This window comes from Rheinheimera tangshanensis (assembly GCF_014645135.1).
Classification (GTDB): domain Bacteria; phylum Pseudomonadota; class Gammaproteobacteria; order Enterobacterales; family Alteromonadaceae; genus Pararheinheimera; species Pararheinheimera tangshanensis.
The window spans coordinates 476,634-503,221 of record NZ_BMLH01000001.1 but is presented as its reverse complement, the minus strand read 5'-3'; the positions used below and the strand labels follow the sequence as shown (position 1 = coordinate 503,221).

At 45.9% G+C, this 26,588-nt stretch carries 24 protein-coding genes; 13 read left to right on the top strand and 11 right to left on the bottom strand.

Annotated features, from left to right (window positions below; genetic code table 11):
- Window positions 1-98: 98 nt before the first annotated feature.
- Window positions 99-722: an alpha-ketoglutarate-dependent dioxygenase AlkB family protein gene (locus IEW88_RS02315; RefSeq protein WP_147902899.1), complete on the bottom strand. Its 624-nt coding sequence runs from the start codon at window positions 720-722 to the stop codon at window positions 99-101.
- Window positions 723-754: 32 nt separating this feature from the next.
- Here IEW88_RS02315 and IEW88_RS02310 point away from each other — a divergent pair, with 32 nt between their 5' ends.
- From IEW88_RS02310 to IEW88_RS02290, 5 genes are all read left to right on the top strand, one after another.
- The gene (locus tag IEW88_RS02310; protein ID WP_147902900.1) at window positions 755-1,894 is read left to right on the top strand and encodes a methyltransferase; all 1,140 of its coding nucleotides are present in this window, start codon (window positions 755-757) and stop codon (window positions 1,892-1,894) included.
- Window positions 1,895-1,896: 2 nt separating this feature from the next.
- Window positions 1,897-2,463, top strand: coding sequence for a YajG family lipoprotein (locus IEW88_RS02305; RefSeq protein ID WP_229670242.1), 567 nt, complete (start codon window positions 1,897-1,899; stop codon window positions 2,461-2,463).
- A gap of 3 nt (window positions 2,464-2,466) precedes the next feature.
- Window positions 2,467-3,072, top strand: coding sequence for a peptidylprolyl isomerase (locus IEW88_RS02300; protein ID WP_053425644.1), 606 nt, complete (start codon window positions 2,467-2,469; stop codon window positions 3,070-3,072).
- A 67-nt stretch (window positions 3,073-3,139) separates the two neighbouring features.
- Window positions 3,140-3,460 (top strand): hypothetical protein, encoded by a 321-nt coding sequence (locus IEW88_RS02295; protein ID WP_147902901.1) that lies wholly within the window; start codon window positions 3,140-3,142, stop codon window positions 3,458-3,460.
- A gap of 30 nt (window positions 3,461-3,490) precedes the next feature.
- Complete coding sequence (locus IEW88_RS02290) at window positions 3,491-4,837, top strand: AmpG family muropeptide MFS transporter (protein WP_185148511.1); 1,347 nt, start codon at window positions 3,491-3,493, stop codon at window positions 4,835-4,837.
- A gap of 28 nt (window positions 4,838-4,865) precedes the next feature.
- On the opposite strand, the gene IEW88_RS02285 is transcribed toward IEW88_RS02290, so the two are convergent.
- The 3 genes from IEW88_RS02285 to IEW88_RS02275 all read right to left on the bottom strand — a co-directional run bounded on the left by IEW88_RS02285 (window position 4,866) and on the right by IEW88_RS02275 (window position 6,551).
- Window positions 4,866-5,111, bottom strand: coding sequence for a helix-turn-helix domain-containing protein (locus tag IEW88_RS02285; protein WP_008897260.1), 246 nt, complete (start codon window positions 5,109-5,111; stop codon window positions 4,866-4,868).
- 367 nt (window positions 5,112-5,478) lie between these two features.
- Window positions 5,479-5,820: an iron-sulfur cluster insertion protein ErpA gene (erpA, locus tag IEW88_RS02280; protein WP_046518331.1), complete on the bottom strand. Its 342-nt coding sequence runs from the start codon at window positions 5,818-5,820 to the stop codon at window positions 5,479-5,481.
- Window positions 5,821-5,867: 47 nt separating this feature from the next.
- Window positions 5,868-6,551: a DUF6776 family protein gene (locus IEW88_RS02275; RefSeq protein ID WP_147902902.1), complete on the bottom strand. Its 684-nt coding sequence runs from the start codon at window positions 6,549-6,551 to the stop codon at window positions 5,868-5,870.
- A gap of 145 nt (window positions 6,552-6,696) precedes the next feature.
- On the opposite strand from IEW88_RS02275, the gene IEW88_RS02270 reads away from it, so the two are divergent.
- From IEW88_RS02270 to hemL, 4 genes are all read left to right on the top strand, one after another.
- Window positions 6,697-8,400, top strand: coding sequence for a chloride channel protein (locus IEW88_RS02270; RefSeq protein WP_147902903.1), 1,704 nt, complete (start codon window positions 6,697-6,699; stop codon window positions 8,398-8,400).
- Entirely contained in the window at window positions 8,400-8,831 is a 432-nt protein-coding gene (locus IEW88_RS02265) for a CopD family protein (RefSeq protein WP_147902904.1), read from the top strand. Before IEW88_RS02270 ends, IEW88_RS02265 begins: the two co-directional genes overlap by 1 nt.
- Window positions 8,832-8,921: 90 nt before the next feature.
- Window positions 8,922-9,926: an aspartate carbamoyltransferase gene (locus tag IEW88_RS02260; protein WP_053425639.1), complete on the top strand. Its 1,005-nt coding sequence runs from the start codon at window positions 8,922-8,924 to the stop codon at window positions 9,924-9,926.
- Between the two features lie 74 nt (window positions 9,927-10,000).
- Entirely contained in the window at window positions 10,001-11,287 is a 1,287-nt protein-coding gene (hemL, locus tag IEW88_RS02255; RefSeq protein WP_147902905.1) for a glutamate-1-semialdehyde 2,1-aminomutase, read from the top strand.
- A gap of 3 nt (window positions 11,288-11,290) precedes the next feature.
- Here the strand turns inward: hemL and IEW88_RS02250 are convergent, their stop codons facing one another.
- The 7 genes from IEW88_RS02250 to IEW88_RS02220 all read right to left on the bottom strand — a co-directional run bounded on the left by IEW88_RS02250 (window position 11,291) and on the right by IEW88_RS02220 (window position 22,892).
- A complete protein-coding gene (locus IEW88_RS02250; protein WP_147902906.1) occupies window positions 11,291-13,387 on the bottom strand; it encodes a winged helix-turn-helix domain-containing protein in 2,097 nt (698 codons plus the stop codon).
- Window positions 13,388-13,453: 66 nt separating this feature from the next.
- The gene (locus tag IEW88_RS02245) at window positions 13,454-13,660 is read right to left on the bottom strand and encodes a hypothetical protein (protein ID WP_147902907.1); all 207 of its coding nucleotides are present in this window, start codon (window positions 13,658-13,660) and stop codon (window positions 13,454-13,456) included.
- A gap of 92 nt (window positions 13,661-13,752) precedes the next feature.
- Complete coding sequence (locus IEW88_RS02240) at window positions 13,753-15,906, bottom strand: winged helix-turn-helix domain-containing protein (protein WP_147902908.1); 2,154 nt, start codon at window positions 15,904-15,906, stop codon at window positions 13,753-13,755.
- 17 nt (window positions 15,907-15,923) lie between these two features.
- The gene (gene mrcB, locus IEW88_RS02235; protein WP_147902909.1) at window positions 15,924-18,185 is read right to left on the bottom strand and encodes a penicillin-binding protein 1B; all 2,262 of its coding nucleotides are present in this window, start codon (window positions 18,183-18,185) and stop codon (window positions 15,924-15,926) included.
- A complete protein-coding gene (gene hrpB / locus IEW88_RS02230) occupies window positions 18,182-20,641 on the bottom strand; it encodes an ATP-dependent helicase HrpB (RefSeq protein ID WP_229670240.1) in 2,460 nt (819 codons plus the stop codon). The genes mrcB and hrpB overlap by 4 nt, the downstream gene beginning before the upstream one ends.
- A gap of 96 nt (window positions 20,642-20,737) precedes the next feature.
- Window positions 20,738-22,027 (bottom strand): aminopeptidase PepB, encoded by a 1,290-nt coding sequence (gene pepB / locus IEW88_RS02225; protein WP_147902910.1) that lies wholly within the window; start codon window positions 22,025-22,027, stop codon window positions 20,738-20,740.
- A 55-nt stretch (window positions 22,028-22,082) separates the two neighbouring features.
- Window positions 22,083-22,892, bottom strand: coding sequence for a sulfite exporter TauE/SafE family protein (locus IEW88_RS02220; RefSeq protein WP_147902911.1), 810 nt, complete (start codon window positions 22,890-22,892; stop codon window positions 22,083-22,085).
- 301 nt (window positions 22,893-23,193) lie between these two features.
- Here IEW88_RS02220 and dksA point away from each other — a divergent pair, with 301 nt between their 5' ends.
- From dksA to folK, 4 genes are all read left to right on the top strand, one after another.
- The gene (gene dksA, locus IEW88_RS02215) at window positions 23,194-23,643 is read left to right on the top strand and encodes an RNA polymerase-binding protein DksA (RefSeq protein WP_046518342.1); all 450 of its coding nucleotides are present in this window, start codon (window positions 23,194-23,196) and stop codon (window positions 23,641-23,643) included.
- On the top strand, window positions 23,643-24,539 hold the full coding sequence (gluQRS, locus tag IEW88_RS02210; protein ID WP_147902912.1) for a tRNA glutamyl-Q(34) synthetase GluQRS: 897 nt from the start codon (window positions 23,643-23,645) through the stop codon (window positions 24,537-24,539). The genes dksA and gluQRS overlap by 1 nt, the downstream gene beginning before the upstream one ends.
- 76 nt (window positions 24,540-24,615) lie before the next feature.
- Entirely contained in the window at window positions 24,616-26,058 is a 1,443-nt protein-coding gene (gene pcnB / locus IEW88_RS02205; RefSeq protein ID WP_053425630.1) for a polynucleotide adenylyltransferase PcnB, read from the top strand.
- On the top strand, window positions 26,051-26,536 hold the full coding sequence (folK, locus tag IEW88_RS02200) for a 2-amino-4-hydroxy-6-hydroxymethyldihydropteridine diphosphokinase (protein ID WP_147902913.1): 486 nt from the start codon (window positions 26,051-26,053) through the stop codon (window positions 26,534-26,536). The genes pcnB and folK overlap by 8 nt, the downstream gene beginning before the upstream one ends.
- The last annotated feature ends 52 nt before the right edge of the window (window positions 26,537-26,588 follow it).

Below are 26,588 nucleotides of genomic sequence, written 5' to 3'. Positions count from 1 at the left end.
TCTTCTACTCTAGTTAAGGCAATGCGCCTTGTCAGCCCGCTTTTTAGCAAAAGTGAAGGAAAACCAGCTAAGCGATTGCTGCCATAGAGAAAATATAATTAAGTTGTTTTTTGCTTGATTTCACGGAAAGTAAGGTTTATACGTCCTCGTGTAGCAGAGGCCATTTTGGGCACTCGGTGTTGCCAAAATGCCTGGCATTGGCCAGCCATTAATAGTAAAGAACCATGTCCCAACTCTAATTTAAGCTGCGTACCTAAGTGTTTGTGTTTTAAATCAAAAAAACGTGGTTGACCTAAACTTAATGATGCTATTTTTGGGCTCTCACCGAGTTCAGATTCATCGTCACTATGCCACCCCATATGCTGCCCACCATCAGCATACCAATTCAGCAGCACAGAATTAAAACGGCTTTGACACAGCTTATTCACGCTCTCTGTTAATTGTTTGACCAGCGGATGCCAGGGTTCGGGTTCAAATAATACACCTGAATATTTGTAACTACAGTGTGGGTCTCCCATCCACACCTGTTGACGCGGGATCTTCACTGCTTTGCCAAAAATTTTTATCGCGGGTTGCTGCCAGTTTAATTGCTGTGATAATTGCTGATAACAACGTTCTGCCTGCTCTGGTGACAGCCAGCCTGGCCAAAACAACAGTTCTGTATCAGGTAATACAAAGTGTTGCAGCGATCCATGGTTGTCGCTCTGGTGTGCTCGTGTCAAAATACAACCTTCTCTTCTTTTAGTTGAATGGCATGAATACTATTTTTACCATCGCTGACAAGCAACTGCAGCTGGACAGATTACCACTAGGACAAAGCAATCGCAGCTTACAAGCTTGGGATGCGGCCGACGAGTTACTGTTACAACAGGCTTTGCCTTTACTAGCTCAACGCCCAGATTTAAAAGTAGTGGTAATGCACGACTTATTTGGCGCCTTGTCTTGTGCTTTGGGTAACTACCCACATAGCCAGCAAAACGACTCGGTATTAAGCCAACAAGCCACTGTGTACAACAGACAACAAAATGGATTGTCTGCAGATAGCGTCAGCTTTCTGGACAGTGTTACGGCTTTACCTGCCAATTTGGATCTTGTGCTGTTAAAAGTCCCAAATAATCATGGTTATCTGCGTTATATGCTACAGCAGTTAAGTCAGGTGGTTCGGCCTGACACTATGATTATCGCCGCTGCTAAAGCCAAAGATATTCATAAAAACTTACTGGCTATTTTTGAACAAGAGTTAGGCCCTACTCAGGCATCGCTGGCTCAGAAAAAATGTCGGACTATTCATTGTACACCGCGCGGTGAAGCTCGCGCCTTTACTTACCCTATTCAATGGCCGTTACCAGAACAGCAGTTCACCTTGGTGAATCACGCCAATGTATTTGCCAAAGAGCAACTGGATATAGGCGCACGTTTTCTGTTAGAACACTTACCAGTAGTGGAAGAAGGTGCGGTAGTGGCTGATTTAGGTTGTGGTAATGGGGTACTTGGGCTTGCATTACTGAAACAACAACCTGCAGCTAAAGTAATTTTTACCGACGACTCTTATATGGCGGTCGCTTCAGCACGAGCGTCGGTAGAGCTGAACATCCCTGAACTTATGACTCAAGCCGAGTTCAGAACAGATGATTGTCTGGCCAGTCAGGCGGATCAGAGTCTGGATTATGTGATTTGTAATCCGCCTTTCCATCAACAGCAGGCAGTGACAGAACATATTGCGTGGCAGATGTTTAATGATGCGAAACGTTGTTTAAAAGCAGGCGGGAAGTTACGTATTGTCGCCAATAGGCATTTACCTTATTACGAAAAAATGACAGTTCTGCTGGGTGGCTGCCGTCATATTGCCAGCAACAATAAATTTGTGATCCTCGAATCAACCAAAAGGAAATAAATATGCGCCTTTTTATACGTCCGGCTCTGGTGGCTTTTAGTCTGGTTCTTGCCGCCTGCAGCAGTACCTCATCATCCTTTTTAGTGACACCACAAGTGTTCTGGAACCAAAGCAAAACCTTAGCAGGTGCAGAGTTTGTATTGACCGTAGTGGATCAACGTCCCTCTGACCAAACCTTATTTTTGCGCAAAGGTACCTCAGTCAGCAGCCTGCCCACCAGCAATAACTTGGCACAGCAACTGGAATCTACTTTAACAGATGCGATGACGGCTCAAGGTGCAAAGTTAACGTCCAGTAGCGTCACGACCATGACGGTGCAAATCCTGAAATTATCTGCCGATGCCGATCAACGTACCGTAGAGCACGTAGTGAAAAATGATGTCGAATTACGTATCGCCATCGAAAATCAGCATGGTACTTTTGATAAAGTCTATGCAGGAAAAAGCAGCTTCTCTGGTCCATTTAAATTAGATAACGCTGCGGCTGAAGTGAAATTGAGGGTATTAACCGAGCAAGTATTGGCTGAGTTGCTGAATGACAGTAGCTGGCACTCTTACGTAAAGGGATAAGTTATGCGTTTCATTACATTAGCTTTAGTTGCCCTGTTTTCTGTCTCAGCATTGGCTGCTGTTGATATGAAAAAGCCAACAGGCAAATATGTCCAGCAAAACAACCTGTTTCCCAAAGTAAAACTGGTGACCTCAGTAGGTGACATCCTGGTCGAACTGGACAGAACTAAAGCGCCTTTAGCGGTGAATAATTTTCTAAGTTACGTCAATATCAAAGCTTATGACAACACAGTATTTCACCGGCTGGAACCTGAGTTTGTAGTACAAGGGGGCGGCTATAAGCCCGATATGGCCCCGGTAGCTGAGTTTCCCGCTGTGTTTAATGAATCAGGCAATGGCGCCAAAAATCAGTTTGGCAGTATAGCTATGGCCAGAAACAACGATCCTCACAGCGCAACCAGCCAGTTCTTTTTTAATCTGAACGACAACCCAAGTCTGGATCCTGGCAAAAACTGGGGGTACACAGTCTTTGGCCAAATTCAGGATGGCTTTGAAGTTCTGGAAAAAATAAAACTGCTGGAAACTCATACCGACGAAAAAACTGGCTGGCAAAATGTGCCCAAGCAACCCATCATTTTAAAACAAGTGATTTTACAGCCAGAACAATAAAGTCTGACTATACTTGCTCTGAGCGCACAGAGCTGGCGCGGTGCCAGCTCTGACAGGGATCAGACCTATGTTAGAGCCCTTTATTGAACAAAAATCACGACAGTTGATTTTTTACCTTTCTCGCTTCCTGCGTGGCCATTTACCTCACAGGGAACTGCATTTATTCGTCTGGGATACATTAGAAGAGTGGTCGCAGCTACGGATCGGAAGCTGGCGTCCTGAAACCTTGCGCGAACAAGTGTTCTGGCATCTGTTGTACCAGATTGAATACTGGTCAGAACCTGAACTCAAACAAAATACTCAAATACGCCGGGAATTGCGTTATTGCCTGAGTTTTTTGCATGGTTACGGCCAGCTGCCTTGTTATTGTGTGGGTGTAAGGCCTTGATCTAATTTATTGAAGCTGTAAGCTGGTTTCATGTTTTTTTCACGGGCTGCTGTCTTGTCTGCTATTGCTGCTTTTTTCTCCTCCTTAAAAATTTACTTTCAGCGCAGAGTGTTAACCATTTTTATTCTAGGTTTTTCCGGTGGTTTGCCGTTAATGCTGGTGTTTGGAGTTTTATCATTCTGGCTCAGAGAAGCTGGTGTCTCGCGTGAACAAATAGGCTATTTCAGCTGGGTGGTTATGGTTTATGCCATTAAATTTATCTGGTCCCCCCTGATTGACCATTTAAGTCTGCCAGGTCTGAAACACTGGCTTGGCCGACGACGCAGCTGGCTGATGTTATCGCAATGCCTGATTATACTGGCCGTGGTTTTAATGGCCAGTATGGACCCGCAGACAGAACTGAAATGGATGGCTTTGTGCGCTGTGTTGCTCGCTATAGCGTCAGCCACTCAGGATATCACTATAGATGCCTACCGTATTGAAGCAGCGCCAGAGCGTTTGCAGGCTGTGCTTGCTGCCGCCTATCTGGCTGGTTATCGACTAGCGATGATTTTCTCATCAGCTGGCACCTTATGGATAGCGGCTATATTCAGCAGCGAGAATACGGATTACGATCTTCAGGCATGGCAGTCCACTTATCTGGTGATGGCCGCTTGTATGACTTTAGGCTTGCTGACTACCCTACTCTCACCCGAACCTGCTGTTGAATCTCAGATCAGAGTCAGTACAGCCGAAAGCTCTATCGGCCAAAAACTGCTGAACTGGCTTAAGGTGGCTGTGATAGGCCCTTTTGTCGATTTTTTTGCCCGCCATGGTCTGAATGCCTTGCTGATCTTGAGTTTAATCGCTTGTTATCGCGTCTCTGATGTAGTGATGGGCGTGATGGCCAATGTGTTTTATGTAGATATGGGATTCAGTAAAGAAGAAGTTGCGAGTGTCTCTAAAATATTCGGTGTAGTGATGACTTTGCTTGGTGCAGCTTTAGGTGGTTTACTGATTAACAGCTTTGGTACCTTGCGAATATTGTTGCTGGGCGCCTTACTTAGTGCATGTACCAATTTTCTTTATTGTTACCTGAGTACCCAGGGTCACAACATTCCATTGCTAGTCGCAGTGATCTCTGCTGATAATTTAAGTGCAGGTATAGCAACCAGCGCTTTTATTGCTTATCTGTCGTCATTAGTGAATTTGGCTTTTACTGCTACTCAATACGCACTCTTTAGTTCCCTGATGTTGTTATTACCTAAATTCCTTGGTGGATTTTCCGGGGGCTGGGTTGAAGTCATGGACTATCAAGCTTTTTTTGTGATGACAGCACTGATGGGCTTACCTGCTATTGTGCTTTGTTTAATGTTGATAAAAAAAACGCCGCAGTAATGCGGCGTTTTTTTCAGATGAAAGCAGATTAAGCTTCAATCAGAACTTGCTTTAATCCATCCATAGGATCGATAGCTAAAGCCTGGCAATAACGAACATATTCAACAACATCAAGACGACGTTCCTGATTTTCAACCTTACCAATAAAAGAATGCGGTGTGCCTAAAATTTCCGACAAACTACGCATCGTATGGCCTTTTTCCTGACGCTGACGCTTCAGCCATACACACAATCTTTTATTTTCGTCTGAAATAACGCTTTTAGTACCTTTCATTTGTTGTTCTCCCGGCGTGCGAACGCCTTATGTTTACGACTTAAACTTCCTGCCAAAAAAATCCAAAAGCTTAGGGAATGTCCCAATAAGCAAAAAAAGCATTTCATTAAACCATAGCTTGTTCAGAGCGTATAGTTGCGGGGCTGAAAAAGTAGTCACTTATCGTCCAGTTTTGTCGAATAATCGAACTGCAGCAATTACAGGAACGAACAGTTTTGATTACAGTACAGCAATGGATGCAAGTCTGTTGCAATCATGTTTCCACAACAGGTCTGACTGCTGGCTGAACAAGATGATCAGGGAACAAAAACTAAAAAGGCCTCTGCACTGCAGAAGCCTTTTTATCAGTGGATGAATCGCAGAGGTACTAAACGGAAAAGCTTGACCCACAACCACAGGTTGTTGTTGCATTTGGGTTTTGCACGACAAAACGGCTGCCTTGCAAGCCGTCAGTGTAATCGACCACTCCACCGACCAGATACTGCAAGCTCATCGGATCAACCACCATGACCACGCCATTTTTTTCGACAACCAAATCACCTTCATTTACTTTTTCATCAAAAGTAAAACCGTACTGGAAGCCTGAACAGCCGCCACCTGTGATGTAAACCCGCAGTTTTAACTCAGGGTTTTCCTCTTCGGTGACCAGGGCCAATACTTTATTGGCGGCGGCGTCTGTGAACTGAATAGGAAGCTGTAACTCTGACATGTGTCCTCCGGTATAACTGGGCGCGGATTATCTAATACCTGACTAATTTATTCAAGTATTTCGGCAGGCTGTTCGGTAGGCCAAAAAAAGTTCTTGTCCACTTTGGCTGACTTGGCTGAGCGTGCAGCTGCAACCTTCAACGCAACGTCTACTTTTTCAGGTTTAAAGCCTTCGGGCAGCGAAAACTCGCCTTCAATAATCTGAAAATACTTAAAGCTGAAGGCCTTATCACTTTTCTTGAAACCTGCTAATTGCAACAGATCCAGCGTATCCCTTTTATCCCCCGCAAAACCATGCAGTTTCAAATCCACTGTGCCCTTAGCAAAATTACGTTGTTTATCTTGCTGAATAAGCACCAGATTAAATCTGTAGCTATTAGCCGAAGCGCCAGGACTGATGCTGAAACTGTCGATAATCAAGCTGTCCGCTTGTAATTCAGGAGAAATAATACGCTGGTAAAATGCCAAGTCTTTGCGGGTATCAAACAGCTTTTGCTGCTCCGCTTTCAGTTCTTGTTGGATCAGCTGTCCTGCACTTTTTTCTACGGCTAACTCAGCAGTCAGATAGTCATTCTGTTTTAGCTGCTCATTCAGACTCGCGGTCAGGCTGTTGGTTTTTTTCTGACTTTCTTCCAGTTTGGACGACAGCAGATTTACCTGCTGCACATAATAATAATTACCAAATATCTGCCCAGCCAAAGCAGCAAGTCCCATCAGACCAACTGTGACCAAAACCTGTCTCCAGCTACTTTTAAGCCAAAGCAAAAACTGCATACGATTCATCAATCTACTCAATTAGTTATACCCGAAATGCCAGAACTTCAATTCGTGTGGGTATATGTTACACTTTGTCCATCTCAGACTCAGACACTATAGCATGTTACTACCAGCGGACTGGCAAGCAAAATTACGACTTCGGTTAGCTTTCCCTCTTACTTCGGTACAATTATGCCTGTTGGCCATAGTGGCAGGTTTTTTAGCTGCTCTGATCATTCTGCTGTTTCGTCTGACTATTATCGGCATCCAAAGTTTCTTTTTGGAACGTACTGACGACTTTTCCGGCATAGCCGAAGGCTACCGTTGGACTTTGCCTTTTATCGCAGCCGGACTTATCAGCATCATGGCGATGTTAGTTGGACTGTCGCATTATCGTATGGGCATTTCCTATGTGATCCATCGTATTAAAACCCGCTACGGGGTCATTCCGTTCTGGAATACTTTTAATCAGTTTTTTGGCGGCATCATAGCGCTGACCAGTGGTTTTTCTGTAGGTCGTGAAGGCCCTTCAGTACATTTGGGCGCTTTTGGCGCTGGCTTGCTTGGTCAATATTTGCACTTACCATACAACAGCATCCGTATTCTGGCTGGTTGTGGCATAGCGGCCGCTATTTCAGCATCCTTTAATACGCCTTTGGCCGCGGTCATTTTTGTGATGGAGGTGGTACTAAGGGAATATCGTATTCATGTCTTTGTGCCCGTGATGCTGGCTTCAGTGGTTGGAGCTTTATTAACCCGAGGCGTCTTTGGTATGGGCAATGATTTGGCGGCACTGAAAATTATCTCAATCAGTGGCTGGCATCTGCCTTATCTGGTGCTTTGTGGTATCGCCATAGGCGCTGGTGCTTATGTCTTTAACCAAAGTATCTGGCGCATTTTAAAGTGGTTCCAGAACTGGCATTTAGCGCTGAAGCTGTTGTTAGCCGCCAGTATTACCGCTGCCATAGGTCATCTGGTTCCTCAGGCGATGGGGGCAGAAACAGGTGCCATATTTTATGCTGTGACCGCCTCGACTGAATTCTGGTTATTACTGACTATATTGCTGGCTAAGTTTGTGCTAACCATAGTAGCTGTAGGTCTGGCGGTGCCTGGAGGGGTGGTGGGCCCAATCTTTGGTATAGGAATTTTAGCTGGTACTTTATTGGCGTTTTTACCGGTATTTGTGTCAGGAGACGCCAGTTTATCCGGTACTTATGCCACTTTGGGTATGGCAGGTTTTATGGCTGCAACTTTACACGCTCCTCTGGCCGCTTTGGTGGCCGTGATGGAGCTGTCCTACAACCCGGATATCATAGTACCAGCCATGCTGGTCATTACCTGCGCTTATGTCACTACAGTGCAGTTATTTAAAAACAAATCGATTTTTGTATTGCAATTAGAACTGCAACAACTGCCCTATAAACTGGCGCCTGCGGATGACGTGCTGCAAAAGGTCGGGGTTCTGGCGATGTTGGATAAAGAGTATTTGGTGCTATCAGCGTCTGAAGACAGTCAAATTGAAACTATTCTGGCCAACAAACCTGCCCACCAATTGCTACTGCAAAAGACCAACAATCCGGAACAGCCTTTCTTGTTGATTGATTATGATTTGGACGCTTCGATGACAGGGCAAGCGACCTTAGTACATCAGCCCCTGCAGGGTTTAAGCCATCAGGCTACTATGGCAGAAGTACATACGCTACTGGACGAACAAAAAGGCGGCGTCGTTTACATTTACGATCCACAAATGCCTGAACAATTGTTGGGCCTGATCCGCTGGGAACAGGTTCGAGCTCTTTTAACTAAACAGAACAATTTAATCTGATGAATACATTACTCATTATTAAGGCATTACATGTCAGTTTTATGGTGGCCTGGTTTGCAGGCATTTTTTATCTGCCGCGCTTGTTTGTATATCACGCTGACAACAAAGACCCGGCAGTCGATACCCAGTTTAAAGTGATGGAGAGGCGATTACTTTATTTTGTCACACCTTTTGCGGTGCTAACGCTGGTATTTGGCCTCTGGCTGATTCATCTGTATGGTTCAGCCTGGTTTGCTGCAAGCAGTTGGCTGCATTACAAGTTAGTGTTGGTCACCCTGCTTTATATCTATCACGGGTATTGCTTTAAGCTGTTAAGCGACTTTAAGCTGGGCAAAAACAGCAAAAGCAGCAAATTTTACCGCTTCTTTAATGAGTTTCCGGTGCTGTTATTGTTTGGCATCATTTTTCTGGCGATTTTAAAGCCACTCTAGGCTGATTTAAAGCACCTTATTTGCTATTATATGCCCCGACTTTCAGCCAGTTTCGGCGCCCCCGCAACCTCTAGCAGATGAGCACCCAGTATGAGCTTTAAAGGCGAACACATCCTCTCCGTCAAACAGTTTGACCGCGACAAAATTCAGCAAGTTTTTGATATCGCCCGAAGCATGGAACCTTATGCCAAACGGCAGAAGCGCACGACTGTGCTTGAAGGAGCTATTTTAGGCAATCTGTTTTTCGAACCCAGCACCAGAACTCGTGTCAGCTTTGGTTGCGCGTTCAACCTGTTAGGCGGTGAAGTTCGCGAAACCACAGGTATGCAATCCTCGGCTTTATCTAAAGGCGAATCCTTGTTTGATACAGCACGGGTGATCAGCAGTTACAGCGATGTAATCGCCATGCGTCATCCGCAAGCAGGTTCAGTGGCTGAATTTGCTGAAGGCAGTCGCGTGCCGGTGTTAAACGGTGGTGACGGTGCGAATGAGCATCCCACTCAAGCTTTATTGGATTTATTTACTATAGAAAAAGAGCTGGCCGCCTCACAACAACCTATAGATGGTATGCATATCGCTATGATTGGCGATTTAAAGTTTGGCCGTACTGTGCATTCGTTATCCAAGTTACTGGCACTGTATAAAAACATCCAGTTCACGCTGATAGCACCCAATGAGCTGGCTATGCCGGATGATATTGTTTCCCTGATTGAAAACGCAGGCCACAGAGTGACAGTGACTGATCAATTAGCTGGTCATCTGAATGCAGATATTGTTTATCAAACCCGTATTCAGGAAGAGCGTTTCCCCTCACAGGAAGAAGCCAATAAATACCGCGGAAAATTCCGCTTAAATCAGGATATTTACACCAAACACTGTAAATCCAATACCGTCATTATGCATCCGCTACCACGGGATTCACGTATCGAAGCCAATGAATTGGATAACGACTTAAACCTGAACCCAAATCTGGCCATTTTCCGCCAGGCTGACAATGGCGTTTTGGTTCGTATGGCGTTGTTTGCTTTAACTTTAGGTGTAGAACAGTTGGTGACTAAATACGAACGCGAAGTACCTTGGTACAGCAATAAATAATGCACAATACAGTTATCTTTAAGTCGGGCTTTAGGCCCGGCTTTGTTTTAGAGCTTTGGTTTTAAGGATCTTTTATGTCCAAGTCAGAACAATTATTTCAACAAGCACAGAACACCATTCCTGGTGGCGTGAATTCACCAGTTCGCGCTTTTAAAAGCGTTGGCGGTACACCTGTTTTTATTGATAGCGCCAACAGGGCTTATTTGTACGATGTCGATGGCAAAAAGTATATCGACTATATAGGGTCCTGGGGCCCAATGTTGCTGGGGCATAATCACCCAGCGATCCGTGAAGCTGTAGTCAAAGCTGCAGAAAAAGGTTTAAGTTTTGGTGCGCCTTGCCCTGCTGAAATCACTATGGCTGAAACCATCTGTGAATTAGTGCCCAGCATGGAAATGGTCCGTATGGTCAGCTCAGGCACAGAAGCGACCATGAGCGCTATTCGTTTGGCCCGTGGTTTTACCGGTCGTAACAGTATTTTAAAATTTGAAGGCTGTTACCACGGCCATGCCGACTCTTTATTGGTTAAAGCCGGCTCAGGCGCTTTAACTCTGGGTGTGCCCAATTCTCCTGGCGTCCCTGCTGATTTTGCCAAATATACCCTGACCGCAGAGTTTAATAACTTAGAGCAAGTGAAGCAGATTTTTGCCGAACAAGGTGCCGATCTGGCCTGTATTATTGTCGAACCTGTGGCTGGCAATATGAACTGCATCCCCCCAGCGCCGGGCTTTTTAGAAGGTCTGCGAGCCCTGTGTGATCAATACGGTGCAGTGCTGATTTTTGATGAAGTAATGACGGGGTTCCGCGTGGCTTTAGGCGGAGCTCAGGCTTATTACAACATCAAACCTGACCTGACGACCTTAGGCAAAATTATTGGTGGCGGTATGCCAGTGGGCGCTTTTGGTGGTCGTCGCGATATTATGCAGCATATAGCGCCTTTAGGTGGCGTCTATCAGGCAGGTACCTTATCCGGTAATCCCATTGCTATGGCCGCTGGTTTAGCAGCACTGACAGAAATCCGTAAACCTGGTGTGTATGATGTTTTAACAGCCAAAACCACACAGCTGATTGAAGGTTTAGCAGCAGTTGCTAAAGAAGTAGGTATTCCATTAGCGACCACCCAGGTCGGCGGTATGTTTGGTGTATTTTTTAGCAAGGAAGCACAAATCACTAACTACCAGCAAGCCACTCAGTGTGATATCGCAGCCTTTAAACGCTTTTTCCACCTGATGTTGGAGCAAGGGGTTTATCTGGCACCTTCAGCTTATGAAGCAGGTTTCTTGTCGATAGCTCATAGTGACGACGACCTTGCGTATACTATAGCCGCAGCTAAAAAAGCCTTTCTCCAGCTAAAAGCATAAGAGTTATTCAACAGGCTCAGGATGCAACCAGACAATATCTGTATCCTGAGCCCTGAATTGCTGCACAAACAAAGTTCCATCAAGTCCTGAAACCAAAGCCTGTGCATGTTCAGGAAGCGGCCATTGCTGCTGTTGTCGATTCACCCAGCCATAATAATTCAACACAGTTCCGTTTGCTGATAACCAGTACAACCCTGTATCTGTGCTTGCCCAAGCAGATGCATCCGTGTTGCGCCAATTAATTTGTATAGGCAAAGTGATGGTTTGACCTTGCAGCCACTGCCTGACATAAAGCGAATCCTGTTGCTGTAACACCAGACTTTGTCCTGGTCCACAGCCGACATTGACAACGTCTCTGAGTAATTCTTTGTTTTTGCCTTGTTCAAGACGATTTAAGGCCCAACCTTTTTGGTCCTTAGATGTCCAATACAAAGTGTTGTCACAGACCACAAAATGCTCGCTTCCAGCCAGCTTCTCCGTGAAAGGTATTAGTTTTGACGATGTTTCTGAAAATTCAAATAACTGCCTGTCGACCAGTAACAACAACTTATCATTAAACCATAACAACTGCTGAATACTGAGTTGGGTTTTAAACTGACTGATTTGTTGGGTGTTTTCTCCTTGCGAGCGCCAGATTTGCGGCAGTCCTGAGCGATCAGAGATGAAATAGTACTGACCGTGATGTGCCTGTAGTAAAAACTCTGATCTGTTACTCTCGGCAAAAGGTAAAGTAACAAATTGACTATTATGCTCCTGCCATTGTAATTGACCTATGTCTGTAACAGCCTGAGCTGGATAAACCGCTAATAACGATTGTTTCCAGACTGAGCTTTCTGCCAGATTAAAGGTCATTTCGCCAAATACTCTACTATTTCCGGTTCGCAGCGACCACACCTGAAGTTGCTGGGCGGACTTATTTACCAATAAGTCATGTTCGCCCCACCATGCAAGTTGATTGGCAGCAAAATCAAACTCAGTAATAACCCGCCAGTCTAAATCCGTTAAATCCAATTCCAGCAATGAAGAATAGCTGTAACCTGTTTGCGCCAGCGCATAAGCTTTTTTATCTCTGACAATAAGATGACTGACGCCACGCCACTGCGCGGGAAACTGCATCAACAAACGTTGAGACGAATCCTCTTGCCATAACCAAAGCTGAGTTTGTCCTGTGGCAGGATCTAAGTCCAACCAGTACAAACCATCCGCAGTGACAGCTTGCCCGGACGCACTAAACTGATGACAAGAAAACAGTGGCACCGCAGCTGAAAAACCATGTTTTACTTTTTGACGCCAAAAGGCGCACTTTTGCTGTTGTTGCGCCCGAAAAATAATGTGTTCTGTATTCAACCAATGAGGCTGAGAGAGCAACTGATAACTTTGTTCATCATGTTGGGATTGCATCGAAGGAAGTTGCTGTGCAACCCAACGCCAACTGACATCGTCAGGAAATTGGTGCTGGAATAGTAATAAAGAGTGATCATTCGACAATAAAGGGCTTTGTTCTTTGCCATCAAGCGCACTCAAAGGTGTGACCTGTAAATAACGAGGTAAAGTAGCCTTTTCGTTCATTTTACTGAGCAATAATGCAAAACTCAGGCTAAATAGTAACAGTATTAAAGTGCTGAACCAGATATAGCGAATACGTTTTAATTTATTTTGCTTGGTGTGATGCCAGTTCTCTATAGCTTTTTGGGTGCTCAGCAGATCCGCTGGAGTCGGGTTTGCCGCGTTCTGTGGCGATTCAATCTCAGGTGGCACATCAATTTCTGTTACGGGAGCCAGCCAGCAGTAACCTTTTTTTGACAAAGTTGCGATATAAGTCGGCTCCACTCTGCTGTCTTGCAGAGCTCGGCGCAGAGCGGCTATAGCACGGGTTAAGGATTCATCCGAGCCTAAACCTTCGCCCCAAACCCCAGACAAAATTTGTTCGCGACTCACCACCAGATCTTTATGGTCCAGGAAAAAGTTTAATAATTTGTGCAGCCGGGGTTCCAATGTCAACACCTCCGGATCAGCGCTAGCTGATAGAGGTTGTAATTGTCCGATGGTACGCAGATACCGCCATTGACCAAAGGTCAGGTAGTCTGCCGTATGTTGCATAAGGGTCCGCCTACATAAATAAGTAGGCGGATTATAACCAATTCAGACAAAAAGTAGAGGGGTGAGTTAAACAGCCTTGCGCACTGCTTCAAGCTTCATATATTGATTTGTATCCATGGTTTGATCTGCAATCTCTACATCACGGCAGTATGGCCAGTTTGGGCAAACGCCAGCAACAGCTTGGGTATGATTTGTAGCTGTAGCATTGCCACCTGAAACCAGAGAAGTTGAAGCAACTACAGCAATAGCGGCGATATATTTAATCAGTTTCATATATAAGTCCCAAATAGAGTGGTTAAATTTGACCAACACACTATCGGATGTCTGCAAATACATAAACTGATGAAATTATTATAAATTAATGATTATTTTATGGTTTTTAGCTCTAATTTAGCTATATCTAAATCCTGAGTCTCTCCTATCACCATATAAATATACTGACCATCATGACTTAACGAAAAACGGGATGAATATAAATCAGACACCAAAGCCAAAGGAGTCAGAACTTTATCCTTGTAAGAGTAAAAATATAACTGGCTTTGCTGCTGATCATTAATAGCGGAAAAATACAGACCATTTTCCCGCAGCAAAAAAGTAGAGGACTCAACAAATATTAGTCTCTGCACTTCATCACTTAAAAGTTCTTCGCCCTGTTCTGTCAAAATACTGTATCGGCCTGTGGCCGTACTTCGTTTTAACTGATGGTTACTACCTTTGCTTTGGACAAATAAATCAACGCCATCCAGATAGGCTACAGGCTGGTTTTCCGAATCCAACTGATAAGACATCACCAGCCAATTGCCTTTATTATTGACTGTATAAAATACAGTATTGGTTTGCTGACCCCAACTTAGGTTTTTTACCACATCCCCTTTTGCGCTGATCCGTTTAGCCTGACCTGCTAAATCAAATAACCAGACTTCCTGATCTATCAGCACCAACAATTGCTTACCATCACCGGAAAACTCCATATCAGATATCACCACTGAAGTTTCAAACTGGCTAATCATCTGCTGCCTGCCGTCTGGGTAAAATAACCAGACCTGAGGCAAACCGGTACGCATAGATACAGCAGCTGTTGGCCCATCCAAAGTAGGATTCGCTTCCACCATACGTTCACTGCGGTTGGATTTAAAAACTATTTCTTCAGATGGTTTAGGGTTGGTCATAGGGTTATTAAACTTTTTAATATAATAGTTCCCATAACGCCCTATCACACCATAAAACTCCTTGTTTGCCCCTAAAGCTATTTCATAAGCCTGGTTATTGGTAAGAGCTATGGTTGTTTGTTCGGCTGTATTCACATCAACACTTTCAATATTCCATTTTCGGGCAGGATAATAAATCTGTTTATCATCATGGCTCCAGGCAATATCGCCCGGATAACTATGTTTAAGATGCAGTAATAACGAGGTTTCTCTGCTATTTAAATCCATTAGCCAGATTTGCACTGAATTACTGGCCACATCACGTAAAAAGGCAATTTTATCGCCACTATGAGAATAACGGGCAGTAAAATCCCCCATTCCTGAATTACTCGGCAAAACCAGCTGGGTTTTATTACCTGAAGCTATATCCAGCGAAAAAATTGCCATACGTTTTGCACCATTTTCATCGCTGCTAAATAACAAAGATTTACCATCTGGTGCCCAGGAGATGCGGGTTGATGTGCTAGCTGCACCACAAGAGCTCAACAATTTATCTTCTGTTGCAGAAAAACCGGGTTCACCGGTAAAAGTTAGTAGGCGGATTTCACAGGATTCACGGTATTTTAATCGTTGATAGGCGATGGCTTTGCCATCAGGCCGAAAACTTGCGCCATAATCATCTGCGTCACTTTGTGTCAGTTGTTGCGTTTGATGATTCCGTAAATTCTGCAGCATCAACACATTGGAGTGATTTTTACTTTTTTGATAGCTGTACACCAAAAACTTTTTATCGTTTGAAATCGCCGGATAATACTCAAAACCATCTAACGAAGACACCGGACTCCAGTTCACAAAAGGCGCTTGTTTTTCAAGATCTGAGTCGCCGGGCCAAAAGAGCCAACTGGCTAACACAGCGAGTAATACTGTGGCGGCAGTCAGGCTCAACCACCAGATACGGTTTATTTTCCGCTCCGCCGCACTGGCAGGCTCTTCCTGACCGTCAGAAGCTGGAGCTATCAGTTGTTCCTGCTCTATCACTTTGGCAATAAAACGATAACCACGCTTTGGAATAGTTTCGATATAACGAGGGGATTTAACATCATCCCCTAACACATCACGTAAAATACTGATCACCCGGGCTACACGGCCATCAGTGACAGAGGTCATTTGCCAGACTTCTTTTAACAGTTCTTCCTTACTGATCAGGCGACCTGGGTTCATCAGGAAAAAATTCAGTACGCTTTGACACAGGTGATCGAGATCAGCTAACTCACTGACCTCCATCCTGTTGTTGAGTTTTGCCAGCTTGTCCAGCTGTGGCAAATACCACCACTCTTCAACTTTTAACTGTTTCTCTGGCCTGAACGACATAAGTCAATAATTCCCGTTTATTCGCACTCTGTAATGAGTGTCGCACTGACAACTTTAGGTAACAACATGCTTCCGTCACAATCATCTGCCACGGGTCTGCCCGTTGTTACTGAAAAACGTCCTAAGGTAACATCAGGTGGTATAGCTCTGAACAAAGAGTTCGGTGGTACAGTTCTGAAATACTGACTGAACAAAGTTAAAGCACCTGATCCCCCGGTTAAACCTATAGATTTATTGTCATCCCGGCCTAACCAGACCGTGACGGACAATTCATGTTCAAAACCGGTAAACCAGCTGTCTTTGTGATCGCTGGAGGTTCCGGTTTTTCCGGCAAAACGAATACCAGCAAACTGATTCGCTAGTATTTTTGATGTACCACTGCGTGTGCTTTGTTGCATCGCATATTGCAACAGATAATCAGCTTCTTCTGTAACTCTTTGTTGCACAATGTTTCTGCGCTGATACAGCATAGTTCCATCTGTTTTAGTTATAGACTCTATGCTCGCCAATTTTATATAACGGCCTTTATTGGCAATCACCTGATAAAGCTGAGCAACTTCAGCAGGAGTCAGTTCTACAGCCCCTAAAAAAGCCGAAGGCTGCATTTTTAGTTCACGTTCAAGCCCCAGTTTGCTGAAACCGTCCCGCAAAGCAGGTAAACCCAGTTTTAGACCTAAACGCACTGTTGGCACATTGAGTGATTCGGATAAGGCCTGGATTAAAGTGACCTGACCACGGAATTTTTTATCAAAGTTCTGTGGACTCCAGCCGCCCTGGCTGCCCTTCAGATGAATAGGGCTGTCATCGAGCATAGTCGCCAGACTAAATTGCTCCGGCCTGCTCAGAGCCTGCAGATACAACACAGGTTTTACTATACTGCCAATCTGACGACGGGCATCTAAGGCTCTGTTATATCCGGCAAAATGCACGGCCTTGCCTCCTACTATAGCTTTGTACGACCCCGCCTGATAATCCGTCACCACCATAGCAGCTTCCAGTTGGCTATCTAATTCTGAAAGACGTTGTTTCACAACCTGCTCGGCCGCCAATTGAGCCTGCGGATCCATGTAGGTAAATATCTTCATCCCTTCTGCAATCACTGCTGGATCTGTGACTAAATTTTTCAGCTCACGTTTAACAGCGTCCAGATAAGACGGCGAACGGCCTTTCAAATGATGTCCCAAAGGGATCACAGCAAGCGGTTTGCTAACAGCGCGCTGATAATCAGCATCAGATAACAACTCTTCAGCGTGAAGCATTTTCAGCACCAGGTCACGGCGATCTTTAGCTCGTGCGCCAAAACGCCGTGGATCGTAATAAGAAGGACCTTTGACTATCGCCACCAGCAACGCATATTCTTCGGGCAACAACTCATCCAGAGGTTTACCGAAATAGAACTTACTACCGAGCGCAAAACCGTGAACAGCATTGCTGTGGAACTGGCCGATAAAAATTTCGTTCAAATAAGCTTCAAGGATCTGATCCTTGCTGTAACGATAATCCAGAATTAACGCAATCAGTGCTTCGTTCACCTTGCGGATCATGGTTTTATCCGCCGTTAGATACATGTTTTTTGCTAACTGCTGGGTTAAGGTTGAGCCGCCCTGTACTGTACGTCCAGCCATTAAATTGGCCCAAAATGCACGAACAACAGACCAGACAGAAACACCGTGATGCTGATAGAAATCCCGATCTTCAATGGTCAGCAAAGCCTGTTTAATATGCTCCGGCATATCTGCCAGAGTCACCATCTCCCTGTCTTCCTGTTCTGAAGAGACTAAATGCTGCACCAGCTGAGGTTCAATCCGGGATTTTTGTACCGACTTTTTCAGCTGATGATCATAAATGTTGTGCACCCTTTGACCGGCAAAGGACACAGTAAAGACTTCTTCCTGATCATAACCATCGGCAAACTGAAAGGCGCGGCGAAACACAGTCACTTTAGTCCCACTCTGACTGTATTGACCAGGACCATTAATTTTATCCACAGCCCTGTATTGCAGCAGTTCCAGCTCGCTGACCAGTTGTTTTTGCGTCAGACTTTTACCTGGTATTAATTCCAGACTGCGGGCATAAACCTGAGCTGGAAATTGCCATTTATGACTGGAGAACAAGGTGGTAATTTTGCTATCCAGATAAATCAGATAAATAAATAAGGTCAGCAGCAATACCAGGCCAATTTTCAGCGCCAGCCACAACATTTGTCTGGCAAATTGCGGGCGTTTGGCATTTTTGGCTGATGGTTTTTTTCTTGATGTACGGCTTTGTTTTTGTGTCATTTTTGCATAGCTTTTTTAGTTTTATTGGTCGGCATAGCCTGTGCTGGGTTGTCGGGCCAATAATGTTTTGGGTAACGGCCCTTCATTTCCTTTTTCACTTCAGCATAACTAGTGGCCCAGAAACTGGCCAAATCCTGAGTTACCTGTAAAGGGCGACGCGCTGGCGACAATAAATGAATTTTCATGGCTAAACGCCCGTTTGCCACAGCAGGAGTCTCAAGCTGACCAAACATTTCCTGAATTCGAACAGACAAAATAGCTTCTCCCTCATCGCTGTAGTGAACAGGGATCATAGATCCTACAGCTGAACGCCAACTGTCTGGCATACAGCTGGTAAGCAGTTGCTGCTCTTTGTAACTAAGACGTTGCCACAATAAAGTGTAAAGGTCTAACTTATTCAAATCATTCAGTTTTGTAAACCTGCCTAAGGCCGGAGCTAACCAGACCTCTGCATCTGCCCACAAGGCTTCGTCATCGACTTTGGCTAACTGATGTTCCGGCATCAGTCGCTGCATCAATTGCAGCCTGTGCCTTAATTGCAATGCCTGTTCAGTCCATGGCAACGCCTGCAAGCCTTGCTGCTTTAACCAATCTAACCAGGCTTGCTGCTGCTCTGTCTCTGTCAGTTTTGTATTCAGCGGTTTACGTTCCAGCACACAACAGCCCAGCATTAAACGCTGCTCTGCAATAAAACGGCCTTGCTGCGCGTCAAAGCCGACATAGGACTGCTGCTGTAAATCAGCCCGCCACTCTTGCATCAGCTCCGCCATAGTCCAGCGAGCGGCCAGACTGACTTGTGTACTTTGACCAAAATACAAATCACAGATCACCAGCACTTCAGCTCCAACTAAGGGACTATCAGGAAATAATAATGCACCTGCGCTGTTGGTCAGCAGATAACCCTTGCCTCTTTGCAACGCAATACGGTCAGGAAAAGCACGGCTTAATAAAGCAGCCGTTAGATGCTGAGGTAAATAGTTGCTCACCTGGATCTGATTCTGTTGTGCCAGTTGTTTTGCCTGCAGCAAGAGAGCGCCATACAAAGGCTGCTGCAACACCTGGTCTATATCCTGTTCACGGCTGCGGTTTGGGTTTTCCAGCAGAGTGGCCAGCACCACTGCAAGCCAGGCAGCGCCTTGCTCACCTTGTTGCTCCAGCTCTTTGCCATGCAGCACTAAAGCGGCTAGTCGTGGCTCAGTACCTGTAGCTAACAGCTGTCGGCCAAATTCAGTGATCTGGCCTTTGTCATTGATGGCTTTAAGTTGCAACAACACCCAGGCGGCTGACTTTAGATTGGCTTGAGGCGGTTGATCCAGCCAGAATAATTGATCTGCTGAGCAGCCCCAGGCTGAAATGTCCAAAAGTAATGCGGTTAAATCGGATTGCAATACAGCCGCAGGGGTAAAAGCGGCACGGCGTTGCCACAGCTCAGCGCTGTCAAGCCGATAACAAATACCAGCAGATAAACGACCAGCCCGTCCAGCTCTTTGCACCGCTGCGGCCTGACTGATGGCTACAGTTTCAAGACGGGTTAAGCCATGTTTGGGGTGATACACCGCCTGACGACACAAACCTGAATCCACCACCACTTCAATACCTTCGATGGTCAAGCTGGTTTCAGCAATATTGGTGGTCAGTACCAGTTTGCGCAGCCCTTGTGGGCTCGGTGCTATAGCCTGTTGCTGCTCGGCCAAAGTTAAAGCACCAGATAATGCATAAATATCTAACCGACTGTCTTTGTTGTGTTCCAGCAACCAATCTCTGGCCTGATTAATATCACGTTGGCCTGGTAAAAAAGTAAGGATACTACCCTGATGTTTAAGGCTGGCTTGCAGGCTTAATCTGGCACTTTGTAACCAGATTGGTTCGGCTGTAAGCGCTTGATAAAGAATCTCCACCGGATAACTTCGGCCTTCGCTGCTCAGCACAGGTGCGTCTAAGGCTAGTGCTAGTTTGTGCTGATCTAAAGTCGCCGACATGATCAACAATTGCAAATCGCTATTGAGTTGCTGAACTTCCAGCACCAACGCCAAAGCTAAATCGGCTTGTACGGAACGCTCATGAAATTCATCAAAGATAATCAGGTCTATGCCTGTAAGTTGTGGATCCTGCTGAATCTTTCGGATCAACACACCTTCTGTGACTATTAATAAGCGGGTATTTTTACTGTAACTTTTTTCATGGCGAATTTGATACCCAACCTGCTGCCCCACAGCTTCATTTAACTGACTGGCCAGATAACTGGCAATGCTTTTAGCAGCAAGTCGCCTGGGTTCTAACAGCAGAATAGTTTTTCCAGCAAAATCGGCATGGTTCAGTAAAAACAGCGGCAGGTAGGTTGATTTACCTGCACCGGGCGGCGCAGATAAAATCACTTTGTTGTGCTGTTTCAGACTCTGAACCAGCTGTGGGCAAATCTGTGCAACAGGTAACAAATCAAGTCTCGCTAAAAACAAAAAGCAGCCTTATCTTAGCTGCTTTTTCCATTGAACCGAAGTCAGAAACATCAATGTTTCTGCCAATTGCTGCCTTAAACAGCAATTAGCCAATAATTATTCCTGTGTCAGGGTTTGAGCCACTAAACGAATACCCATACCTGTTGCACCTGCGGCCCAAAAGCCATTGGCTGAATTATGAAAAGCTGCCGCTAAATCTAAATGCACCCAACCTTTGCCGTCGTTCGGCACAAAACGACTTAAAAAACCTGCCGCATTGCTGGCGCCACCGGCACCGCCACCTTTGACAGGACGGCTATTGGCCGTATCAGCATAAGGTGAAGGACATTGGCCCTGATGCCATTTTTCCAGCGGTAATTGCCAGGCAGCTTCCTGCACTTGTTCGGCATAACTTAACACCCGTTGTGCCAGGGCCTTATCCAAGGCAAAAACTGCATTGTATTCGGTGCCTAAGGCGTTCACCGCTGCACCTGTTAAAGTCGCAGCATCAATAATAAGTTCTGGCGTTGCTTCTGCAGCTTTTTGTAAACCATCCGCCAATACCAAACGGCCTTCAGCATCGGTATTGACGATTTCGACAGTGACGCCATTTTTATAAGTCAGGATATCGCCCAATTTAAAGGCGCCACCTGAGATCAGGTTTTCTGCACAGCATAAAATCAGCTGTACTCTTTTGTTTAAGCCCTGCAAAATCGCCAAAGCTAATGCAGCAGTGACAGTAGCTGCACCACCCATATCGCACTTCATGGTCACCATGCCTTCGCTGGCTTTAATCGAATAACCACCACTGTCAAACGTGATGCCCTTACCGACCAAAGCTGCAAACACAGGCGCATCGGCTTTGCCTGTTGGGTTGTAATCCAGTACTAACATGGCCGGGTCGCGATCGCTGCCACGCCCTACCGCATGAATGCCTACCCAGCCCTGCTGCAATAACGCAGAACCGGCAATAATTTCAGTGGATACAGTACCTTCTGGCGCTACAGAACGAATAAAAGCAGCAGCCTGCTCCGCCAAAGTGACAGGGGATAAATCTTCTGGCGTCTGGTTGATAATGGCTTTAGCCCAACTGAAGCTTTGATGTAACTGCTGTAATTGCTGTTGTTCAGCGTCTGTGCCTGTCCAGCCTATAGCACCCAGTTTTTTGGCAGTACAAAAGCCCTGATACAAGGCCCACTGGCTATCGACAGTCCAACCATCACCTGCCAGCTGGAATTGTTGAATACCTAAGGTATCGAGCTGACGGCCGGCTTTTTGCACTGCACGTAAATCAGCAGCTTTAACATGCAACTGATAGCCAGTAGCGTCTGGTGTCAGCGCTACATTTTTGCCCCATTTGGCATCCGCAGCAGCGCTGCTTAAACGAATTTGAATCAGGTCAGACATAGGTTTTATCTCTTATTACGTGGATAAAGTATAAGGCCGAGTGTATCACAGCCACTTAACTGCTTAGGACGCTCTGTAACATTTTCGCGCTTAACGCGATAAGCAATGCGGCAAACACTTTCTTTAAAGTAGCTACAGGCAAACGATGGGCCAGCGAGGCTCCAAGCGGTGCAGTAAAGTAACTGACAGAAGCGATAAGCAGCATAGCGGGTAAGTAGACATAACCCAGACTGTATTGTGGTAATACCGTGTCTGTGGAAGCCCCAGCCAGAAAATAGCCTAGCGTACCGCTTATGGCTATAGGTAAACCCACAGCAGCAGAAGTGGCTATGGCCTGTTGAATTTTGACATTACACCAGGTGAGAAAAGGCACAGTCAGCGAACCACCGCCTATAGCCACTAAGGCTGATACCGCTCCAATAACCAACCCGACGCCACTAAAACCTACAACCCCAGGCAATTGACGGCTAGCTTTAGGTTTTATATTCAACAGCATCTGTATTGCGACATAAGTCATAAAACAGCAGAAGAAGATAGCCAAAGCCAACGAAGATAAAGCAGCAGCCAAATAAGCAGCTGCTACAGTGCCTATGAGTATGGCTGGCGTTAATTTCCAGACCACAGGCCATAAAATAGCGCCATGGCGCTGATGACTACGCATACTGGAAAAGGAGGTGACGATAATAGCGGCCATAGAAGTTGCTAATGCCATATGCACAGACAATTCAGCCGGAAATTGCTGTGCTAAAAATAAAGCAGTCAGCACAGGCACCATAATGCCGCCACCGCCAACTCCCAGTAATCCGGCAAAAAAACCCACAGCGCCGCCCAACAACAAATACGCAATAACCCATTCGATGGCCATACTCAGTGCCCGCCCCTAAATAAAAGAGCATTACTTTAACAAACTAAAGCAATAAATATCTCCTGTTTTGAATAAGTTAACAGATGCAGCAAAGAACAATACTTCCCAAGCTGTGTTTTTGCAGTTTAGAGTGTGGTCTGATGAAATCAGCTAAATTTTTGACCTGTCGGAAAAAAGGTGACGCAGGCACTTCTGCTCTGTATACTTCCGCGGCTTTTTTAATAGTGATTGCAGCTGTCATATTTTTCTGCTATCACTAGCCGCCAACTTTTTGCTTGGCACTGTTTTACAGGAGATGATCATGCCAGAAGGCAAAACCGTAAAAACTTTGGGACTGTTAGCCCTTGCTGGCGTAGAGCCTTATCAGGCCGCGCAGGGCGAAGAGTACATGAACCCAAAACAGCTGGACCATTTCCGCCGCATTCTGGACGCATGGCGTCAACAGTTACGTGAAGAAGTGGATCGCACCAAAAACCATATGGCCGATGAAGCTGCAAACTTCCCGGATCCAGTGGATCGTGCTGCTCAGGAAGAAGAGTTCAGTCTGGAATTACGTGCTCGGGATCGCGAACGTAAATTACTGAAAAAGATTGAAAAAACTCTGCAGAAAATCGAAGACGAAGACTTTGGTTACTGCGATACCTGTGGTATCGAAATTGGTATCAAACGTTTAGAAGCCCGTCCTACGGCCGATCTGTGTATCGACTGCAAAACACTGGCTGAAATCAAGGAAAAACAACTGGGCGGTTAATGATGCCTGTTGTCCCTCCTGCCTACAGGGGCCGGTTTGCGCCATCGCCATCCGGCCCTTTGCATTTTGGATCCCTCATCGCTGCTGTGGGCAGCTATCTGCAAGCCAAATCCCAACAAGGCCAATGGCTGGTTCGGATGGAAGATATTGATACCCCCCGGATGCAAACCGGTGCTGCTGATGCTATTTTGCGCACTTTAGAACGTTATCAACTGTTCTGGGATGGCGATGTCTGGGTGCAAAGTCAGAGACTAGAACGCTACCAACAGGTGTTGGATCTGTTAAAACAACAGCAACTTACCTATGCCTGCAACTGCAGCCGTGCCCGTATTCAAAGCTTGCCTCAGGGGTATGATGGGTTTTGCCGGGATCAACACCTGAGCGGAGACTCGCTGGCATGGCGCCTAAAAGCACCGGCCACGGCCACAAGTTTTACCGATCTGCTGGCAGGCGAAGTGCAGGTCCCCACTGCATTAGCCGCTGAAGATTATATTTTAAAGCGCCGTGATGGCTTATTTGCTTACCAGCTCGTGGTGGTCGTGGACGATTTGGATCAAGGCATTACAGAAGTAGTGCGCGGTGCAGACTTACTCGAACTGACCACCCGACAACAGGCACTGTTTCAACTACTTGGCAAAGCAGCACCCGCCTACTTGCATTTGCCTTTGGCGGTAGCCGAGCCCGGTTTTAAACTGAGTAAACAAAACCATGCTCCGGCGGTAGATCATTGGCCTGTCAGCGAGACTCTAACTGCTGTTTTACGTTTTTTAGGTCATCCTCCGCCAACTGAGCTGACAGGAGCTTGTGCCAGTGAATTATTAAACTGGGCCAGCACACACTGGCAAATCAGACAAATCCCCGGTCAAAACGAACAAAAAGCTACAGATTTTTTATAAAGCACAAGGCCGAACATTCTATTTTTATGGCTGCTGCGGTATCATTAGCCGCTTTTTTCATCGAGTTCATTTTTAGATGCTCACAAGGAGTACTGCCATTATTTCGCGAGTCCTGGATTTTTGCCGCCGAACCCTTGGCAGCAAAAGCGTTGAGAGCGTAGCTCAACCCAAAAAAAGCCGTCAATCCATTCTGCCTGAGCTGAAAAAAATCTCCCGTGACGCCCATTCTGTGTCGCGTAAAGACATCAGCCCTAACGCACTTAAAGTGTTATACCGCCTAAAAGATGCGGGTTACGAGGCCTATCTGGTCGGTGGTTGTATCCGCGATATTTTGCTGGGTTTAAAGCCGAAAGATTTTGATGTAGTGACCAATGCGCATCCTGAACAAGTACGTCAGGTATTTAAAAACTGCCGCCTGATCGGCCGCCGTTTCCGCTTGGCTCATGTGGTGTTTGGCCGTGAAGTGATTGAAGTGGCAACCTTCCGTGGTCATCACACAGGTGACGATGAAACCAGCCCTAAAGCCAGCCAAAGTGATGCTGGCCAGATTTTACGTGACAACGTCTACGGCACTATTGAAGAAGACGCTGAGCGTCGGGATTTTAGTATCAATGCCCTTTACTACTCAGTGGCTGACTTTGCCATTTACGACTTTGCCAACGGCATTGAAGCCATAGCACAACGCAAAATTGAACTGATTGGCGACCCTGAAACCCGTTATCGTGAAGATCCGGTACGGATGCTGCGCGCCGTGCGTTTTGCCACCAAGCTGAATATGGAGATAGCTCCAGCGTCACTGGAGCCGATTAAGGAGCTGGCGGTACTTTTAAAAAATATTCCGGCGGCCCGTTTATTTGAAGAATTCCTCAAGCTATTTATGGCAGGCAAAGCCTTTGATAACTTTGTGATGCTGAATGACTTAGGCATTCTCAAACAGCTGTTGCCGCAATTGGCTAAAGTGTTGAAGCAGGATAGTAGCGGCAAAGTGTTTACGATGATCACTAAAGCCATGCAGGACACCGATCAGCGTGTTGCCGTGGATAAGCCTGTCACTCCGGCTTTTACCTTTGCAGCTTTGCTCTGGTACCCGGTCGAACAACGTGCACAGAAACTGCTGGTAGAAAGTGGTTTAAACGAAGTGGATGCACTGAATATCGCCATGATGGAAATACTGGATGAAGTGCAGCGTTCTATCGCTATTCCAAAACGTTTTAGCCTGACCATTAAAGATATTTGGTTCCTGCAAGGCCGGTTAAGTAAGCGTGCGGGCCGCCGGGCTTTTAAATTGCTGGAGCAAACCAAATTCCGTGGTGCTTACGACTTCTTGCAACTGCGGGCCCAGGCCGAAGGTGGCGAATTATTGGAACTGGCCAACTGGTGGCAACGTTTCCAGGCCGATGATGAAGCTGGTCGTGAAATTTTAGTGCAAAACCTCGGTAAAGAAGGTATTGAACGTCGGCCACGCCGCCGTCGCCCACCCACCAAACGTCGCCCTCCGGGTTCAACAACCAATGGCTGATACGCTGGTTTACGTCGGGCTGGGCGCTAATTTAGCCCAGCCTCCGCAACAGTTAGAACGGGCTGTCATAGCTTTGCAGAGCATCAAACACACCTCACTGGTGAAGGTATCTGGTTTTTACGGCTCCAAACCTATGGGGCCGCAGGATCAGCCAGACTATGTCAACGCTGTAGCAGCACTTCATACCCGCTTAGCGGCAGAAGATTTGCTGACAGAATTACAAAAGATAGAACTGGAACAAGGTCGACAGCGTAAAGACGAACGTTGGGGCCCTCGAACTCTGGATTTAGATATTCTGTTGTTTGGTCATGAAATCATTCAGACCGAACGTTTAACAGTGCCACATTACGGCATGAAGCAACGTGAGTTTGTGCTTTACCCTTTGGCAGAACTAAACTCAGACTTGGTATTACCTGATGGCACCAGACTGACCGAGTTACTGACGACTGTGCCTTTAAACGGCCTGACTCGTCTATAACCGTCGTACTTGAAGCTGTAGCTTTGTTGACTGCGCCATCTCGCCTCAGTGA

Excerpts from the sequence above, each read along its gene's own strand:
- IEW88_RS02285 (WP_008897260.1), bottom strand. The coding sequence starts at position 5,111 with ATGAAAGGTACTAAAAGCGTTATTTCAGACGAAAATAAAAGATTGTGT.
- IEW88_RS02265 (WP_147902904.1), top strand. The coding sequence starts at position 8,400 with ATGAATACATTACTCATTATTAAGGCATTACATGTCAGTTTTATGGTG.
- IEW88_RS02245 (WP_147902907.1), bottom strand. The coding sequence starts at position 13,660 with ATGAAACTGATTAAATATATCGCCGCTATTGCTGTAGTTGCTTCAACT.
- IEW88_RS02250 (WP_147902906.1), bottom strand. The coding sequence starts at position 13,387 with ATGCAACATACGGCAGACTACCTGACCTTTGGTCAATGGCGGTATCTG.
- IEW88_RS02240 (WP_147902908.1), bottom strand. The coding sequence starts at position 15,906 with ATGTCGTTCAGGCCAGAGAAACAGTTAAAAGTTGAAGAGTGGTGGTAT.
- dksA (WP_046518342.1), top strand. The coding sequence starts at position 23,194 with ATGCCAGAAGGCAAAACCGTAAAAACTTTGGGACTGTTAGCCCTTGCT.
- IEW88_RS02290 (WP_185148511.1), top strand. The coding sequence starts at position 3,491 with ATGTTTTTTTCACGGGCTGCTGTCTTGTCTGCTATTGCTGCTTTTTTC.
- mrcB (WP_147902909.1), bottom strand. The coding sequence starts at position 18,185 with ATGACACAAAAACAAAGCCGTACATCAAGAAAAAAACCATCAGCCAAA.
- IEW88_RS02220 (WP_147902911.1), bottom strand. The coding sequence starts at position 22,892 with ATGGCCATCGAATGGGTTATTGCGTATTTGTTGTTGGGCGGCGCTGTG.
- IEW88_RS02310 (WP_147902900.1), top strand. The coding sequence starts at position 755 with ATGAATACTATTTTTACCATCGCTGACAAGCAACTGCAGCTGGACAGA.
- pcnB (WP_053425630.1), top strand. The coding sequence starts at position 24,616 with ATGCTCACAAGGAGTACTGCCATTATTTCGCGAGTCCTGGATTTTTGC.
- folK (WP_147902913.1), top strand. The coding sequence starts at position 26,051 with ATGGCTGATACGCTGGTTTACGTCGGGCTGGGCGCTAATTTAGCCCAG.
- IEW88_RS02295 (WP_147902901.1), top strand. The coding sequence starts at position 3,140 with ATGTTAGAGCCCTTTATTGAACAAAAATCACGACAGTTGATTTTTTAC.
- erpA (WP_046518331.1), bottom strand. The coding sequence starts at position 5,820 with ATGTCAGAGTTACAGCTTCCTATTCAGTTCACAGACGCCGCCGCCAAT.
- hemL (WP_147902905.1), top strand. The coding sequence starts at position 10,001 with ATGTCCAAGTCAGAACAATTATTTCAACAAGCACAGAACACCATTCCT.
- gluQRS (WP_147902912.1), top strand. The coding sequence starts at position 23,643 with ATGATGCCTGTTGTCCCTCCTGCCTACAGGGGCCGGTTTGCGCCATCG.
- IEW88_RS02270 (WP_147902903.1), top strand. The coding sequence starts at position 6,697 with ATGTTACTACCAGCGGACTGGCAAGCAAAATTACGACTTCGGTTAGCT.
- IEW88_RS02300 (WP_053425644.1), top strand. The coding sequence starts at position 2,467 with ATGCGTTTCATTACATTAGCTTTAGTTGCCCTGTTTTCTGTCTCAGCA.
- pepB (WP_147902910.1), bottom strand. The coding sequence starts at position 22,027 with ATGTCTGACCTGATTCAAATTCGTTTAAGCAGCGCTGCTGCGGATGCC.
- IEW88_RS02260 (WP_053425639.1), top strand. The coding sequence starts at position 8,922 with ATGAGCTTTAAAGGCGAACACATCCTCTCCGTCAAACAGTTTGACCGC.
- IEW88_RS02305 (WP_229670242.1), top strand. The coding sequence starts at position 1,897 with ATGCGCCTTTTTATACGTCCGGCTCTGGTGGCTTTTAGTCTGGTTCTT.